Raw genomic sequence first — 14,759 nt, forward strand, 5'->3', positions numbered from 1 at the left:
GGGCTAGGACTGCCCCCGGCGGCGCTCGCCGATGCCGTCCCACAGTTCGAGCAGCGTGCCGAGGATCTCCTCGGCGACGCCGAGGCCGCCGAGGTGGCTCTCGCCGGGCAGCGTGAACAGTTCGGCGTCGGGCAGGCGTGAGGTGACGTGGCGGCCGTGGGAGAACGGGACGATGTGGTCCTTGTCGCCGTGCCACCAGCGCACCGGTGCCTTGACCTCCTCGAGTCGGAAACCCCAGTCCCTGGCGAACACCGTGACGTCGGCGAACGGCGCCGACAGTTGCTTGCGGCTGCCGTTGAGCAGGTCGTCGAGGAACATCGCGCTGAACTCCGGCCGGGTCAGCAGCCGCCGGTCGCCCTCGGGGGACACCGCGGCGTAGGCCTGCAGGGCCAACGGGGCGATGGGCCGGAACGCGTGCACCAGGCCGACGGCCGCCATGCGCAGCGGCAGGCCGAGGATGGGCAGTGCCGGCGCCACCAGTGACCCCAGCCCCATGGCGCCGCCGCCGATGCCGTCGTCGCCGACCGTGGGGGCCACGCCGCCGAGCACCCCCGCCACCGCCACCCGCTCGGGCATGGCGGCCGCGCAGGCCAGCGTGTACGGGCCGCCGCCGGAGAGGCCGACCACCGCCATCTGGTCGACGCCCAGCACGTCGGCGATGGTGCGCAGGTCGTCGGCGAACGCCAGGACGTTGGGGTACTGGTGTGGTGTCGACGAGCCGATGCCGGGCCGGTCCACGCCGATGAGGCGGACGTTGCGCCGCTCGGCGAAGGCCCGCGCCTCCACGGGGATCTGGCGGCGGGCGCCGGGGGTCCCGTGTAGCCAGAACACCGGCCGACCCTGCGGATCGCCGAACTCGGCGAACCCGATGCGGCGGTCGCCGCCGACGGCGACGTTGCCCTCCAACTTGGGCCGCTCGATTGGCATGACCATGGGCATGAGTGTCGCATGCCCCCGGTTGCGGGCAGACGGGCTTGCCCTAACCGGCGGCGCCGGCGGGTAGGGCGGCCGCCCGCGCCAGCGCGGCCACGACCGTGTGCTTGGCCAGGTCGACCTTGAAGGCGTTGTCGCGCAGCGGTTCGGCGTCCGAGAGCAGCGCGCGGGCGCATGCCCGGAAGGCGGCGTCACCGGGCGAAGCGCCGACCAGCAGCGCCTCGGCGGCCCGGCTGCGCCACGGGGTGGCGGCCACCCCGCCGAGGGCGACCGCCGCCTGCTCGATCGTGCCGTCGACGACGTGCAGGCCGACGGCCACCGACACCAGGGCGAACGCGTAGCTGTGGCGATCCCGCACCTTCGCATACCAGCTGCGCTCGGCGTAGCGCGAGGGCGGCAACTCGATGCCGACCACCAGTTCGTGGGCGCCCAGCGCGTGGTCGCGCTCGGGGTGGTCCCCGGGCAGTCGCCAGAACTCCTGCCAGTCGACGGCGCGGTCTCCCTCGGGGCCGCGGACGTGGACGCGCGCGTCCAGCAGCGCCAGGGCGACGCCCATGTCGGACGGGTGCACCGCGATGCACGATCCGGTGGTGCCGAAGATGGCGTGCTCGCGGTGGAAGCCGGTGCGCGCCGCGCAGCCCGAACCGGGGACGCGCTTGTCGCAGTGCTCGAACGCGGGGTCCATGAAGTACGGACACCTGGTGCGCTGCAACAGGTTTCCACCAGCCGTGGCCATGTTGCGCAGCTGGGTGGTGGCCCCCGACAGGATGGCCTGCGACAGCACGGGGTAGCGCGTCCGGATCAGCCGGTGGTTGGCGAGCGGACCGTTGCCGATTCCCGCGCCGACCAGGACCGAACCGTCGGGGCGCTCCGTGACGTCGCGCAATCCGAGCCCGCCGACGTCGATGACCACCTCGGGAGCCTCGACGCCGTTCTTCATCAGGTCCAGCAGGTTGGTGCCGCCGGCGTAGTAGCGGCCCCCGGTCGCGACGGCCAGGTCGACGGCGTCGGAGACGCTGCGGGCGCGCCGGTACTCGAAGGTCTTCACGACGTCCGTCCCCGCGCCTCGGCCACCGCCGCGATCGCCGCCACGATGTTGGCATACGCGCCGCAGCGGCACACGTTGCCCGCCATTCGCTCCCGAATCTCGGCGTCCGACAGCCGAACTCGGCCACACAGCGCGTCGCCGCGATCGCCCTCGAACGACGCCGTGGACAGGTCGCCCCGTGCGTGTTCGGCCAGCATGGCGGTGGCCGACTGGATCTGCCCGGACGTGCAGTAGCCGCATTGGAACCCGTCGTGCGCGACGAACGCGGCCTGCACGTCGGTCAACTCGTCGGTCGCCTCACCGTCGGCCAACCCTTCGATGGTGCCGACGGCGCGCCCGGTCACCGTGGCCGCCAGCGTCAGGCAGGACAGCACGCGGTCACCGTCGATCGTGACGGTGCAGGCGCCGCAGAGCCCGTGGTCGCACCCCTTCTTGGTGCCGGTCAGGTTCAGGTGCTCGCGCAGCAGGTCGAGCAGGGTCGTGCGGACGTCGACGGTGCAGCGGCGGGGTACGCCGTTGACGCTCACCGCGACCGTCGTGGTGTGGGGTGCGGGCGTTGCCGTCATGTCGCCGTCATGTCAGCCGTCGTGTCAGCCGTCATGTCGGCCGTCGTGTCAGCCGTCATGTCGTGGTCTCCTCGTCGAAGGGAATCATCAGGTCCTCCAGGGTGATCGGCAGGGAACGCAGTCGGCGTCCGGTGGCGTGCCACACGGCGTTGGCGATCGCGGCGGCCACCCCGCACACGCCGATCTCGCCGATGCCGCGCACCCCGATGGGGTCCAGCGTGGGATCGGGACGGTCGACGAACGCGACGTCGAAGGCCGGCACGTCGGCATGGGTGGGCACGTAGTACTCGCCGATCAGCTGACCCGTCCGGTCGTCGAAGGGCACCCGCTCCATGAGGGCCATGCCGAGCCCGAAGAGGATTCCGCCCATCACCTGGTTGCGGGCCAGGGTCGGGTTGAGCACGCGACCGCAGTCGAACACCGCCACCCAGCGGGTCACGGCGAGGCGCCCGATCCGTTCGTCGACCTCCACCTCGCAGAAGTGCGCGCCGAACGATTGCGACACCGGGCCCGACTCGTCGGCTCCTCCCGCGCTGACCGTGAACGCGGGTGCGGGATCTCCTGCGGCCACGCGCCTGCGCCACTCGAGGCCCGCCGCGTGCACGGCGGAGCCGACGGTGGCCGTCGTCTGCGAGGCGCCGCTGTAGGGAGCGTCGGGGAAGGCCGAGTCGCCCGAGGAGAAGCGCACGCGTTCGAGTGGCAGGCCGGCAGCGTCGGCGGCCACCTGGGTCATCACGGTACGGACGCCGGTGCCCACCTCGTGGGTCGCCGAGGCGAAGTGCACGACGCCGTCGGAACCCGTGGTGACGGCGCACGAGGCGGGCATCCGGCGTCCGGGATAGGTGGCGGTGGCCATGCCCCAGCCGACGAGCGCGCCGTCCCGACGCGTCGCACGCGGGTGCGGGGCGCGCCGGGCCCAGCCGAACCGTCGCATCCCCTGGTCGTAGCATTCGTCGAGGTGCTTGCCCGCCCACGGGCGGCCGCTCGGCTGATCGATCGCCGCGTCGTTGCGGGTGCGCAAGACCACCGGGTCGACGCCGCTCGCCACCGCCAACTCGTCCATCGCCACCTCGAGCGCGAACAGGCCAGGAGCCTCACCCGGCCCGCGCATGAAACACGGTGTCGGCGCGTTGATCCGGGCCACCGTGTGCGACACCGCCAGTCGCGGCGACGCGTACAGCATGCGCGCCGACAACCCGGTGGGCTCGCAGAAGTGGGCGACGGTCGACGTCTCGGTGAGCGTGTGCTGTTCGGTGGACAGCAGGTGGCCGTCGCCGTCGGCGACGAGCGTGACGTCCTGCTCGGTGCGGGGACGATGCCCCGTCGCGGTGAACATCTGGTTGCGGGTGACGACGAGCTTGACGGGCCTGCCGACGACGCGCGCCGCGGCCGCACACAACACGACGTGCATCCACAGGAAGCTCTTCGAGCCGAACGCCCCGCCGACGAGCGGGGACAGGATGTGCACGTTCTCCTGCGGGATGCCGAGTTGCGCTGCCAGCGCGCGGCGTTCGCCGGTGATCCACCGCGTGGTGTCGTGGATCTCCAGGACGTCGCCATGCCACGCGGCGACGGTCGCCGCCAGCTCGATGGGGTAGTGCGCGTTGAGGCTGGTGGTGAACCGGGCGCTCACCGACACGTCACCGGCCGGCGCGGCGTCGGGCCCTCGCCGGTCCTGCAGCGACTCCTCGACGAGTTTGACGAAGTGATCGGGACGGTAGGTCCCGCGACGCACCGGCCCGCTGCCAGGGTCCGGATCGGCGGCCAGGACGTCGGCGGCCCGCCGGTCCGCGGGTGCCCGCTCGTAGTCGACCCGAATCGAAGCCGCTGCGTGCGTGGCGTTCTCGAGCGTGTCGGCCACCACCACGGCGATGTGCTGGCCGACATGGTGTACCTCCAGGTCGGCCAGTGGCACCCGCCGCTCCAACGGCAGGTCGTCGCTCATGTCGTCGGGCGGCGGGTACAGCGGCGGACGGTTCAGCGGCGTGAGCACCGCGAGCACCCCGGGTGCGGCAGCGGCGGCCGCGGTGGCGGCGCGCAGGGAGTCGGCGACGATCCGACCGCGCTCGATCTGCGCGCCCACCAGCACGGCGTGGACCAATCCCGGCGCGGTGACGTCCGCGGTGTACGTCGCCGTACCCGTCACCTTCTCGTGCGCCTCGACCCGCGGCAGGGCCCGCCCGATCGCCGTCACGGCTGCGTGGGTGCGACGGGGTCGAGCGCGTTGGTGCGGCTCACGATCAAGGGGTCGTGCGGGGTGAACGGGAACGCCGGCAGGTTCTCGAGGTGGGTGCCGAACGTGGCGGCCAGCACCTCGCGCGAGTAGGCGCTGACCGAGGCGCGATAGCCGATGTCCGCGGGGAACGGCTGATCGAAGAAGATCAGGAAGTGCCACGGGTCGGTGCCCACGTTCTCGATGTGGTGCGGGTAGGCCCGAGGGATGAAGTAGACGTCTCCGGTGGTCAGCAGCCAGGTGTCCAGCGTGCCATCGGGATTCATGATCGTCATCCGGGCGTCGCCGTGCTGGACGTAGCCCATCTCGGCGGTCACCGGGTGCCAGTGGGGTTCGCGCATACCGTCCTCCGTCACGCGCAGCGAGTACATCGAGATGTCCTTCAGCGCCGGCCAGAATTGGTCGCGGGCGAAGCGGGCGTTGCCGCTGACGTAGTTCAGCCCGGGTTGCTGCGCCTCGATGTCGAACTTGTGCGGATCGCCGAAGTACGCCGATGCCGGGATCTCGGGGTCTCCGACGCGGGCGGCGAGCTTGCGATCACGGGTGTCGCGACGGATGGTGGCCAGATCGGCGGCGGGCAGGTCGTAGGTGTTGCCCAGGACGGCGTCGGAGAACGCGCCGAAGGTGGCGCCCAGGCCGAAGTCCTCTGGCCGCTCGTTCCGGAACGCGATGATGAACTCCGCCACGTCGTCGCCGACGTTCTCGATGTGGTGCAGCGCCCCCGACGCGACGTGGAACATCTGGCCCGCCGTCACCACGAAGTTCGAGAACCTGCTGCCGTCGTCCAGCACCGACACCAGCGCGGTGCCTCGGACGCAGTAGGTGAGTTCGTTGGCGTTGGCGTGCCAGTGCGGCGTCCGCATCGCCCCGGGCTGGAGCAGCACGCGCTTGATCGAGAGGTTCTTCAAGATCGGCAAGGTGTCGGCGGTGACCCGGCGCATCGAGCCAAAGTCGTTCTCCTCGACGATCTCTCCGTTGAGCAGGGACAGAGTGTGCGTGCTGCGCTGCGTGCTCGGCTGCGTGCTCGGCTGTGTGCTCGTCGTCATGATCGGGCCCTCTCTCTAATCACTGCCATCTGCGGTACCGGATCAGCTTCGCGCGCATCAGCCGCGCTGTCGTCTCGGCTGGCTGCCAGCGACCGGTGAGCATTTCCGGAGGAGATTCTTCATGCCAGCCGGTAATCCCGTGAGCTGGATGCGAGAATCGTCGCGATGAACGCCGTACGAGTGGTCGTGGCCGATGACGACGTCTTGTTGCGCGAGGGGTTGGCCAGCCTGCTCGACCGTTCCGGTTTCGACGTCGTCGGTCAGGCCGGTGACGCCACGGCGCTGCTGGACCTGGTGGCCGATCTGGCGCCCGCACTGGTGGTCGTCGACATCCGGATGCCCCCCAGTCATGACACCGAGGGACTCGACGCCGCCAAGACCATCCGCCAAAAGTGGCCGGACATCGCGATCTTGGTGCTGTCCTCGCACGTCGACGTCGATCACGCCATGGAACTGCTGGCCGGCGGACGGTCCATCGGCTACCTGTTGAAGAGCCGCGTCACCGACGTGACGGACTTCGTCGACACGGTGGGGCGCATCGCGGGCGGTGCCTCGGTGGTCGATCCCGCCCTGGTCGCCGAACTGGTGTCGGCCCGCCGCCGCGACGATCCCCTGGAAGCGCTGAGCGCCCGCGAGCGAGAGGTGTTGGGGCTCATGGCCGAGGGCCTGTCCAACGCCGGCATCGGCCGACGCATCTGGGTCACCGAGGGCACCGTCGAGAAGCACGTCCGCAGCATCCTCACCAAGCTGAACCTGCCCGACACGGGAGACGACCACCGCCGCGTGCGCGCGGTGATCATGTACCTCGACTCGCTGTGAGCGACCGCGGTCACGCTTCCCGGCCGAGCAGGCTCAGGATCGCGGCCGGAGACAGCGCGAACTTCGGGACGAAGCCCAGAGCCGGGCTGGCGGCGATCATGTCGGCGAAGTCGTGCTCGGAGTGGGTCGAGATGAGGATCGTCGGCGGCGGCGGATCGTCGGCCCGCTCCAGTTCGGCCACCAGGTCGAAACCGCTCTCCGCGCCCAGGTCGACGTCCACCAAGGTCACGTCGGGCCGCAACTCGCGGTAGCGGTCCAGCGCCTCGGCGGTGCTACACGCCATGCCGACGACCTCGATCCCCGCGCGCTCGAGCATGCTGCTCGCGGCATCGCGGAAGTTCGCACTGTCGTCGACGATCAAACAACGCATGGCCACCACATGGATCGAGTGTGGCAGCGCCACCGGCGTGCGGCATTGCCGCTAGCAGGAATCCGCGCATGGATGCTGACGCACTACCATCCCCATTCGATGACTGATTCGGCCGAAGGCCCCGCAGCGCGCCAACCCCTGCGGTCGAGGCTGCTGGCGCTGTTGCTCAGCCCGCACGGACGTCCCATGGCATGGGGCTTCGTGGTGGCCGCTGCGCTGATCCTCGCCGAGGTCGCGCTGGTGCACCTGCTACGCCGCGTGGCACCGGACAACGCGTTCGGCGCGGTGTTCCTGCTCGGGGTGCTGGTGATCTCGGCCGGGTGGAGCTTCCCGGTGGCACTGGCGACGTCGATCGTCAGCGCCGCGGTGTACGTCTACATCCACCTCGAGGGCAGCGACAGCCTGTTCCCGGCGGTGTTCGTCTTCCTACCGCTGGCGCTGCTGATCAACGTGCTCGCCGGCCAGGCTCGACTACGGGCCGCCGAGTCCGAGGATCGCCGCCGCGTCGCCACGGCGCTGGCCCGGCAGCAGGCGGCACTGCGCCGCGTGGCCACGATCGTGGCCCGCGGCGCCGAACCGGCCGAGGTGTATCCCGCCGCGGTGTCGGAACTCGCCCGCGGCCTCGACCTGGAGCACGTCACCCTGGCCGGGTTCGTCGACGACGGCTGCGAGGTGCTCGCCTCCCACGACGCGGCGCAGCGGCGGATGCAGCCGGGGGACCGGTTCGGTCTCGACGGGGACAGCGTCACCCGGCGGATCCGTGACACGGGCGCGCCCGCACGCATCGACGACTACGCCGGCGTCAGCGGCGCCCTTGCCGCGCACCTGCGCGATCTGGGGTTGAAGTCCGGGGTGGGGGCGCCCGTGATGGTCGACGGCGTGCCGCGGTGCGCGCTCATCGTCGGCTCGACCGACGATGAGCCGCTGCCGGAGGAGACCGAGGCCCAGATCTGCGACTTCGCCGACCTCGTCGCGACGGCGATCCGCAACGCGGAGACGGCAACCGAGCTGCGGGCGTCGCGTGCCCGCGTCGTCGCGGCCGCCGACCAGGCGCGCCGCGGCATCGAGCGCGACCTGCACGACGGCGCGCAGCAGCGGATCGTCTCGCTCGGGCTGGGGCTGCGCACGCTCGAAGCGTCGATCCCGGAAGCCGAAGCGGCATTGCGCAAGCAGGTCGACAACCTGATCCAGGGCATGGCCGACCTCTACACCGAGTTGCAGGAGCTGTCGCGCGGCATCCATCCGGCGATCCTGTCCAAGGGCGGGCTGGGCCCCGCGCTCAAGACGCTGTGCCGGCGGTCGACGGTGCCGGTGCGCCTGGAACTGGCGGTCGACGGGCGACTGTCCGAGCGCATCGAGGTCGCCGCCTACTACGTCGTCGCCGAATCACTCGTCAACGTCGCCAAGCATGCCCAGGCCGACGGCGTCACCGTGCGGGCCGCCCTCGCCGAGGACGAGTTGCGCATCGAGGTGGTCGACGACGGGGTCGGGGGAGCCACCACCGGCGGCGGTAGCGGTCTCATCGGGTTGAAGGACCGCGTCGACGCCGTGTCCGGCCGCATCGAGGTGACCAGCCGCCCCGGCGAGGGCACCGCGGTGCACGCCCGCATCCCGGTGCCCGCGGCCTGAGACTGCCCGGGGTGCCGTGCCCGGCGACCCTCAGTGCCCTACGCGGCCCGCCGGCCGGCGATCCCGCCACGGCGTGGCCTGCTCGAGCTGGGCGGCCAACTGCAGCAGCACCGTCTCGTCGGGCGCCATCAGCTGCACCCCGATGGGGAGCCCGCCTGCGCTGACGCCGAGCGGCAGTGAGATCGCCGCCCAGCCGGTCACGTTGGCCAGGGCGGTCCACCCGGTGGTGGCGAACTCGACGTCGAAGAAGGCCCTGGTCGTGCCCCGCGGCTGGTCGAGCAGTCCGTACGGCGGCGGCGGGGTCAACAGCGTGGGGACCAGCAGCACGTCGTGCTCGGACATGCCCGCGGCGAACCGCCGCGTCTGCTCGTGGACGGCGGCGATGGCCGACGCGTAGGCCACCCCCGTGGTCTGCATGCCTTCGCGCACCATGACCCACGTGCTGGGTTCGAACTCGTCTTCGCGCGGGTCGCGGCCCAGGTGGGCGCGCGCGAGTGCGTGCAGTCCGGCGTTGCTCACCGTGTGCAGGATCGCGATGGCGTCGGCCACCTCGTCGGCGTCGACCATGGGGGCACCGGGGTCGACGCGGTGGCCGAGCCCCGCCAGCGTCGCGGCGCACGACTCGACGGCGGCCACCACGTCCGGATCGGTGTGGACACCGGGGAAGGGGGACACCGAGGTGGTGAGGATGCGCTGCGCCGCGGGCGGTTCTGCGATGGCGGCCAGGTAGGAGCCCGGCGGCGCCGGGGCGGTGTAGGGATCGCCGAGTTCGGTGCCCGCCACCGCGTCCAGCAGGGCGGCGCTGTCGCGCACCGTCCTGGTCAACGCGTGTTCGTTGACCAGGCCCTCCAACCCGTGTCCGGCACTCGGCGCGAACGACGTGCGGCCGCGGCGCGGTTTGAGCCCCACCAACCCGCAGCAGGAGGCCGGGACGCGGATCGATCCGGTGCCGTCACCGCCCGAGGCGGCGGGCACGACGCCCGCCGCGACGGCGGCCGCCGACCCGCCACTCGACCCGCCCGGCGTGACGTGCGAGCCCCACGGGTTCACGGTCGGGCCGAACAGCGACGGTTCCGTCGTGCAGTGATTGCCCCACTCGGGGGTGTTGGTCTTGCCGAACAGCACCAGCCCCGCGGCGAGGTAACGGTCCACGATCCACGCCGACTCCTCGGCGACGTGCGTGGCCAACGCGCGGGACCCCATCGCCTCCGGGGCACCGGCCAGCGACGCGCCGAGGTCCTTGAGCAGGAACGGCACTCCGGCCACGGGACCGTGCCCGCCGCCGCGCAGCGCGCCGGTCTGATCCAGCGTCTGAGCCTGGGCCCGCCCGCGGTCGAACAGGTCTGCGATCACGGCGTTCAGGGAGCGGGTGGCCTCGACGCGCAAGATCGCGGCGTCCAGCAGTTCCACCGCGGACGTCTCACCGGACGCGATCAGTGCTGCCTGCCCGACGGCGTCGACGTCGGCGAGTTCGATGGCTGACTTCAGGTCCATCGCCCCGATCCTCCGGGGTGCGCCCGCGCGGGGCAAGCCGCCACCCCGGAGGAGGCCGGGTCAGCTCACGCTGTCGTCGGAGAGCTCGTCGTCCTTCTTGTCGTCGGCCCGGGTCTTCCACAGGCTGGCCACGGTGGTCACCACCAGCGTCACGACGATCACGCCCAGGCTGAGCAGGGTCGGGATCTCCGGCACCGCGACGTGCTCGCCACCGTTGATGAACGGCAACTCGTTCTCGTGGAGGGCGTGCAGGAACAGCTTGACGCCGATGAACGCGAGGATGAACGCCAACCCGTAGGACAGGTACACCAACCGCCTGAGCAGCCCGCCCAGCAGGAAGTACAGCTGCCGCAGCCCCATGAGCGCGAACACGTTCGCCGCGAAGACCAGGTACGGCTCCTTGGTGAGACCGTAGATCGCGGGAATCGAGTCGAGCGCGAAGATGAGGTCCGTGGTGCCCAGCGCCACGATCACGAGGAACATCGGCGTCATCAGGCGCTTGCCGTCTTCGCGGATCCACAGCTTCAGGCCGTCCCACTTGTCGGTCAGCGTGAGGTGGTTGCGGGCGAACTTGACCACGGCGTTGTCGCCGTCGTCATCGTGGTCGGTGTCGCGGGCCAGGTTGATCGCGGTGTAGACCAGGAACAGGCCGAAGATGTAGAACACCCAGGAGAACTGGTTGATCGCGACGGCGCCGAGCGCGATGAAGATGCCGCGGAAGATCAGCGCCAGGATGATGCCGACCATCAGGGCTTCCTGCTGGTACTTCTTCGGCACGTTGAAGCTGGCCATGATGATCAGGAAGATGAACAGGTTGTCCACCGAGAGGCTGTACTCGGTGAGCCAGCCGGCGAAGAACTCCAGGCCGAAGTTGCCGCCGTGGAAGAACCACACCCACAGGCCGAAGGCGATGGCCGCACTGACGTAGACCGACAGGGCGATCGAGCACTCCCTCATCGTCGGTTCGTGGGGACGTCGGGCGATCATCACCACGTCGAAGAGCAGGACGGCGATCGTCACGGTGAGCGTGATGATCCACTCGGTAGTGGATACGTTCAAAGGTGCCTCCGGGGTAGCAAAAAACGCCCGAGGTCTCTGCCACCGCAGGATGCGGCCCACGGCACCGGCCGCCCAACTGTGGACGACGTGATGACGACACCGCGGCGAAGGAATACTCCCCTCGCCGACAAGTGTGACAGACGGCTCGCCGATCGCGGAAACGCGGGGTCGCGTGCGCGTCTCAGTGGTCGGGGCGGTTGCGGGCCAGGCTCGCCCCCACGGACAGCCCGATGAGCAGGTCGGCGGCGGTGATGAACAGGCCGCACCAGTACATCCACTTGACGGTGGGGTCGGGCTGAACGGCGAAGTAGGTGACGAGGAAGATCGGCCCGACGATGCCGCAGACCAGGATGAACGCCTGCAGTCTCAGGTAACGCCAGAACGTCTGCATGTCCGTGCCCTTCGTCGGGTCGTGGCTACGGTGCACGTCATCAGGGTGCACGTCATCACGGTGCGCGTCATCACGGTGCGCGTAGATGGTGCGCGTAGATCAAGCGTAGGGCGCGCCGGCCCAGGGGTTCCCGTAGAACCGGTCACCGCGCCCGCGCGGCGTCGCTAGGCTCGCGACGAGCCGCCCCCATGGGCCGCCCGTCGACCCGAACCGAGGTGAGCGTGAAGTTCGAGCTGTTGAGCCCCACCGTCGAGATCGGGCTGGTGACCACCGGCCTGGACGCGATGGTCGCCTTCTACGAGGGTTTCCTGGGCCTGGAGTTCCAGGGGGAGATCGCCTTCGCGACCGGCGTGCAGCGGCGGTACGCGCTGGGGGGCTGCGTGCTCAAGCTCGTCACCTACCACCAGCCGCCCGCCGCGCCCGTCGTCCCGGGGGGCGGGCCGGCGCAGGCGGGGTTGCGGTACTTCACGATCGGCATCACGGGGCTGCGGGCGGCGGCCGAGGCGATCCAGGCTGCCGGGTATCAGGTCGTCGAGGGGCCCTCGGAATTCGAGCCGTTCCCCGGAATGGGCTGGATGTTCGTCGCCGACCCCGACGGCAACGCCGTGGAGTTGTTCGGGACGCTCTAGCCCGGAGGGCGTCGTCAGGCAGGCACCACGACGGTCAGCTTGTTGCCGTCGCGCTCGACCTGCATGCCCGCGCGCGTGGCGATGGCAGCCACCTGTGCGGCGTCGTCGGGTTCGGCCCGCGAACTCACCAGCGCCCGCGCCAGCCGGCCCTTGTGCGCCTTGTTGAAGTGGCTCACCACGGCGCGGGTGCCGTCCGGTTTCTCGGACACGACGTCGACCGTGACGGCCTCCGGGGCGCGGCCCAGCGCCGCGTACGCCCCTGAGCGCAGGTCGACGATCAGGTGGTGCCCGGACCAGTCGTGCAGCACGCGCTCCAGGCTGGGCTTCCAGCGCGCTGCCAGGGAGGGCCGATCGGGCAGCTTGGATCCGGCCGACAGCCGATACGCGGGAATGGGGTCGATGGCGCGGACCATGCCGAACAGAGCCGATCCGATCATCAGCACCGAGCGCGCCCGCATCGCCGCCGACCCCCGCAGCGAGTCGACGTCGAGCGCGTCGTAGAGCACCCCGGTGTAGCGGCTGATGGCCGGCATGGTCGGGGAGGTGAGCAGCGCCGCGTTGCGGTCGATCTCGAAGTCCTGCTTCTCCGACAGCCCCAGCGCCGCGCGCGCCGCCGCGCGGTCCCGCACGAGGTCGAGCACCTCGTTGACGAGGGTGGCCCGCATCGGGGTGAGCAGTGGTATGCCGATCGAAGCCAGGTCCAGCGGATGTCCCTCGCCGCCGTCGCGCTTGGTCTCCGACGGCGGCAGCAGCACGATCACGGGCGTCGAGGGTAATCGAGGCGGATCACCGGCGTGCCAGCAGCAGTGGCACGCGCTGCTCGGCCGTGCTCAGCGAACCGTGGTGCCCGACCAACGACGACTCCACGGGCTCGGTGTTCGGCCGGACCATCCCCACCTCGCCGCGCGCTGCGGCGACGACGTCGCCGATGCGGGAGCGCGCCGCGTCGGACACGCGCGGGCCGAACCAGCCCGCCGCGATGGCCTCCTCGCGAGACGCCACCCAGGCCCGCTCCGCCAGCACTTCGCGCCACCGGGTCAGCACGTCGGCGGCGGCGCCGGAGCGCGCGTACACGTGGCGGGCGCGCACCTCGCCGCCCACGTCGTCGACGTCCTGCCACAGCTCGGGGGTGGCATCCAGGTCCACGTGGTCGGTCACCGTCACCATGCCGTGGTCGGCGACGACGGCCAGCAGGCCGCCCGCAGGAAGGGTCTCGACGACCGAGCCGACCAGACGATCGACCTGGCGCAGCTGCATGCGCCACGGCTCCGAACCCGGGCCGTGGAGATGCCCGAGCATGTCGAGGTCGGCGTGATAGCCCCAGCAGAATCCGCCGCCGGCGACCGTGTCACGGACCCGGGCCGCCAGGTCGCCGAGAGCGTGCACGCCCACGTAGCGGCCGCCGCGCAGCACCGCGCGCGTCAAGCCCGAGCCGTCGAACCGCGCCGCCGAGATCACCGCGACGTCGAAGCCGGCGGTGGCGGCGCGTTCGAACGTGGTGGGAAGCGGTTGCACGCGTTCGGGTTCGAGGGTGTCGCGCAGGTCGGCTCCGTGCGGGTGCGGTTGCCAGGTGAGGGCGTTGACGACGCCGGTGCCGGGCACCCGGAACGTGTAACCGACCATGCCGTGTTCGCCGGAGCGTCGACCGGTGCCGACGGCGGCCAAGCCGGCCGCCGTGGTCGACGGGAAGCCCACGCTCAGCGTGCGACCGCGCAGGTCCGCCAGGACGGGCGCGTCGGCCGCGTGGGCGTCGAGCAGTTCGGCGCCCAGCCCGTCGATCAGCAGTACGCAGGCCCCGGTGACGTCACCGTCGAGGCCGATGCGGTCCTCGAAACCCGGGGCGCCCATCGCGGTGAGCACGGCGGGCACGACGTCGCACAGGTGCGCCAGGTCGCGATCCGGCGCGGGCAGCGGGGTGGGTTTCACCCGTGCGCCCTCGCGTGCACGGACACGGCGTAGTCGCCGTCGGCATACGGTCGCCCGTCCCACGTCGCCCACCGCGCGACGGGGATCAACCCGGCCGCCGCGGCCAGCGCGTCGTAGCGGTCGAGGGGCAACCGGTCGGGGCGCACTCCGAAGCCGGCCACCAGGCGGCCGCCGGGCCGCAGGCAGCGCGTCAGCTCGGCCAGCACCGTGCCCTCGGTTCCGTCTGCCAGGAAGATCATCACGTTGCCTGCCAGCACGACCACGTCGACCGGGTCGGCCTGCAGATCGGGGACGGCGGTGACCACGTCCACCAGGTCGGCCTCGACCCATCGCAGGGACGGCGCCTTCGCCCGCGCCGTCGAGAGCATGTCGGCGTCGGCGTCGACACCCACGACGTCGAAGCCGCGGTGCGCCAGTTCGACGGCGACCCGCCCCGTGCCGCACCCGGCGTCGAGTACGCGCGTCCCGCCGGTGTCGGTCAGCAGTGCGGTGACGGCGTCGGCCTCGCCGTGGATGCCCTGGCCGCGCTGCTCGAGCGCCCGCCATCGGGCGTCGTAGTCGTCACCGCGCGGTGCGTCGGTGTGCTGCCATCGCGTGCTCACCGGGGCCATCCTGC

Annotated in this window: 15 protein-coding genes; 3 read left to right on the top strand and 12 right to left on the bottom strand. The window is 71.2% G+C overall.

Annotation, left to right across the window (positions count from 1 at the left end; all coding sequences use genetic code 11):
• Nucleotides 1–3: 3 nt before the first annotated feature.
• Genes AC30CM_RS19835 through AC30CM_RS19855 form a run of 5 tightly spaced genes read right to left on the bottom strand, consistent with a single transcriptional unit; the run spans nucleotide 4 to nucleotide 5,826 of the window.
• The gene (locus AC30CM_RS19835; protein WP_490118620.1) at nucleotides 4–933 is read right to left on the bottom strand and encodes an alpha/beta fold hydrolase; all 930 of its coding nucleotides are present in this window, start codon (nucleotides 931–933) and stop codon (nucleotides 4–6) included.
• 46 nt (nucleotides 934–979) lie between these two features.
• Nucleotides 980–1,981 (bottom strand): FAD binding domain-containing protein, encoded by a 1,002-nt coding sequence (locus AC30CM_RS19840; protein WP_490118621.1) that lies wholly within the window; start codon nucleotides 1,979–1,981, stop codon nucleotides 980–982.
• Complete coding sequence (locus AC30CM_RS19845; RefSeq protein WP_490118622.1) at nucleotides 1,978–2,547, bottom strand: (2Fe-2S)-binding protein; 570 nt, start codon at nucleotides 2,545–2,547, stop codon at nucleotides 1,978–1,980. The genes AC30CM_RS19840 and AC30CM_RS19845 overlap by 4 nt, the downstream gene beginning before the upstream one ends.
• A 55-nt stretch (nucleotides 2,548–2,602) precedes the next feature.
• Entirely contained in the window at nucleotides 2,603–4,741 is a 2,139-nt protein-coding gene (locus AC30CM_RS19850; RefSeq protein WP_490118623.1) for a xanthine dehydrogenase family protein molybdopterin-binding subunit, read from the bottom strand.
• Nucleotides 4,738–5,826 carry a cupin domain-containing protein gene (locus AC30CM_RS19855; protein ID WP_490118624.1) on the bottom strand — a complete coding sequence of 363 codons (1,089 nt, stop codon included), beginning with the start codon at nucleotides 5,824–5,826 and terminating at the stop codon, nucleotides 4,738–4,740. Before AC30CM_RS19855 ends, AC30CM_RS19850 begins: the two co-directional genes overlap by 4 nt.
• A gap of 165 nt (nucleotides 5,827–5,991) precedes the next feature.
• Between AC30CM_RS19855 and AC30CM_RS19860 the strand changes: the two genes are divergently transcribed.
• Nucleotides 5,992–6,645, top strand: coding sequence for a response regulator (locus AC30CM_RS19860; RefSeq protein WP_490118625.1), 654 nt, complete (start codon nucleotides 5,992–5,994; stop codon nucleotides 6,643–6,645).
• Between the two features lie 10 nt (nucleotides 6,646–6,655).
• Here AC30CM_RS19860 and AC30CM_RS19865 read toward each other — a convergent pair whose 3' ends face one another.
• Nucleotides 6,656–7,015 carry a response regulator transcription factor gene (locus AC30CM_RS19865; protein ID WP_490118650.1) on the bottom strand — a complete coding sequence of 120 codons (360 nt, stop codon included), beginning with the start codon at nucleotides 7,013–7,015 and terminating at the stop codon, nucleotides 6,656–6,658.
• A 99-nt stretch (nucleotides 7,016–7,114) separates the two neighbouring features.
• Between AC30CM_RS19865 and AC30CM_RS19870 the strand changes: the two genes are divergently transcribed.
• Entirely contained in the window at nucleotides 7,115–8,644 is a 1,530-nt protein-coding gene (locus AC30CM_RS19870) for a histidine kinase (protein ID WP_490118626.1), read from the top strand.
• Nucleotides 8,645–8,674: 30 nt separating this feature from the next.
• On the opposite strand, the gene AC30CM_RS19875 is transcribed toward AC30CM_RS19870, so the two are convergent.
• The 3 genes from AC30CM_RS19875 to AC30CM_RS19885 form a co-directional block, all read right to left on the bottom strand.
• A complete protein-coding gene (locus AC30CM_RS19875; RefSeq protein ID WP_490118627.1) occupies nucleotides 8,675–10,138 on the bottom strand; it encodes an amidase in 1,464 nt (487 codons plus the stop codon).
• A 60-nt stretch (nucleotides 10,139–10,198) separates the two neighbouring features.
• A complete protein-coding gene (locus AC30CM_RS19880) occupies nucleotides 10,199–11,197 on the bottom strand; it encodes a TerC family protein (protein WP_490118628.1) in 999 nt (332 codons plus the stop codon).
• Between the two features lie 181 nt (nucleotides 11,198–11,378).
• Nucleotides 11,379–11,624, bottom strand: coding sequence for a hypothetical protein (locus AC30CM_RS19885; protein WP_490118629.1), 246 nt, complete (start codon nucleotides 11,622–11,624; stop codon nucleotides 11,379–11,381).
• Between the two features lie 179 nt (nucleotides 11,625–11,803).
• Here AC30CM_RS19885 and AC30CM_RS19890 point away from each other — a divergent pair, with 179 nt between their 5' ends.
• Entirely contained in the window at nucleotides 11,804–12,217 is a 414-nt protein-coding gene (locus AC30CM_RS19890) for a VOC family protein (protein WP_490118651.1), read from the top strand.
• A 14-nt stretch (nucleotides 12,218–12,231) separates the two neighbouring features.
• Here the strand turns inward: AC30CM_RS19890 and yaaA are convergent, their stop codons facing one another.
• From yaaA to AC30CM_RS19905, 3 genes are read right to left on the bottom strand one after another with little or no spacing between them, the layout of a single operon-like run.
• Complete coding sequence (gene yaaA / locus AC30CM_RS19895; protein ID WP_490118630.1) at nucleotides 12,232–12,978, bottom strand: peroxide stress protein YaaA; 747 nt, start codon at nucleotides 12,976–12,978, stop codon at nucleotides 12,232–12,234.
• Between the two features lie 25 nt (nucleotides 12,979–13,003).
• Nucleotides 13,004–14,143, bottom strand: coding sequence for an alkaline phosphatase family protein (locus AC30CM_RS19900; protein ID WP_490118631.1), 1,140 nt, complete (start codon nucleotides 14,141–14,143; stop codon nucleotides 13,004–13,006).
• On the bottom strand, nucleotides 14,140–14,754 hold the full coding sequence (locus tag AC30CM_RS19905) for a class I SAM-dependent methyltransferase (protein WP_490118632.1): 615 nt from the start codon (nucleotides 14,752–14,754) through the stop codon (nucleotides 14,140–14,142). The genes AC30CM_RS19900 and AC30CM_RS19905 overlap by 4 nt, the downstream gene beginning before the upstream one ends.
• Nucleotides 14,755–14,759 lie beyond the last annotated feature (5 nt).

Source organism: Mycobacterium sp. DHQP2018-32-09 (assembly GCF_058148405.1).

Bases quoted from the DNA above. Each gene is read 5' to 3' on its own strand.
- AC30CM_RS19835 (WP_490118620.1), bottom strand. From the start codon at position 933: ATGGTCATGCCAATCGAGCGGCCCAAGTTGGAGGGCAACGTCGCCGTC.
- AC30CM_RS19845 (WP_490118622.1), bottom strand. From the start codon at position 2,547: ATGACGGCAACGCCCGCACCCCACACCACGACGGTCGCGGTGAGCGTC.
- AC30CM_RS19855 (WP_490118624.1), bottom strand. From the start codon at position 5,826: ATGACGACGAGCACACAGCCGAGCACGCAGCCGAGCACGCAGCGCAGC.
- AC30CM_RS19860 (WP_490118625.1), top strand. From the start codon at position 5,992: ATGAACGCCGTACGAGTGGTCGTGGCCGATGACGACGTCTTGTTGCGC.
- AC30CM_RS19865 (WP_490118650.1), bottom strand. From the start codon at position 7,015: ATGCGTTGTTTGATCGTCGACGACAGTGCGAACTTCCGCGATGCCGCG.
- AC30CM_RS19870 (WP_490118626.1), top strand. From the start codon at position 7,115: ATGACTGATTCGGCCGAAGGCCCCGCAGCGCGCCAACCCCTGCGGTCG.
- AC30CM_RS19875 (WP_490118627.1), bottom strand. From the start codon at position 10,138: ATGGACCTGAAGTCAGCCATCGAACTCGCCGACGTCGACGCCGTCGGG.
- AC30CM_RS19905 (WP_490118632.1), bottom strand. From the start codon at position 14,754: ATGGCCCCGGTGAGCACGCGATGGCAGCACACCGACGCACCGCGCGGT.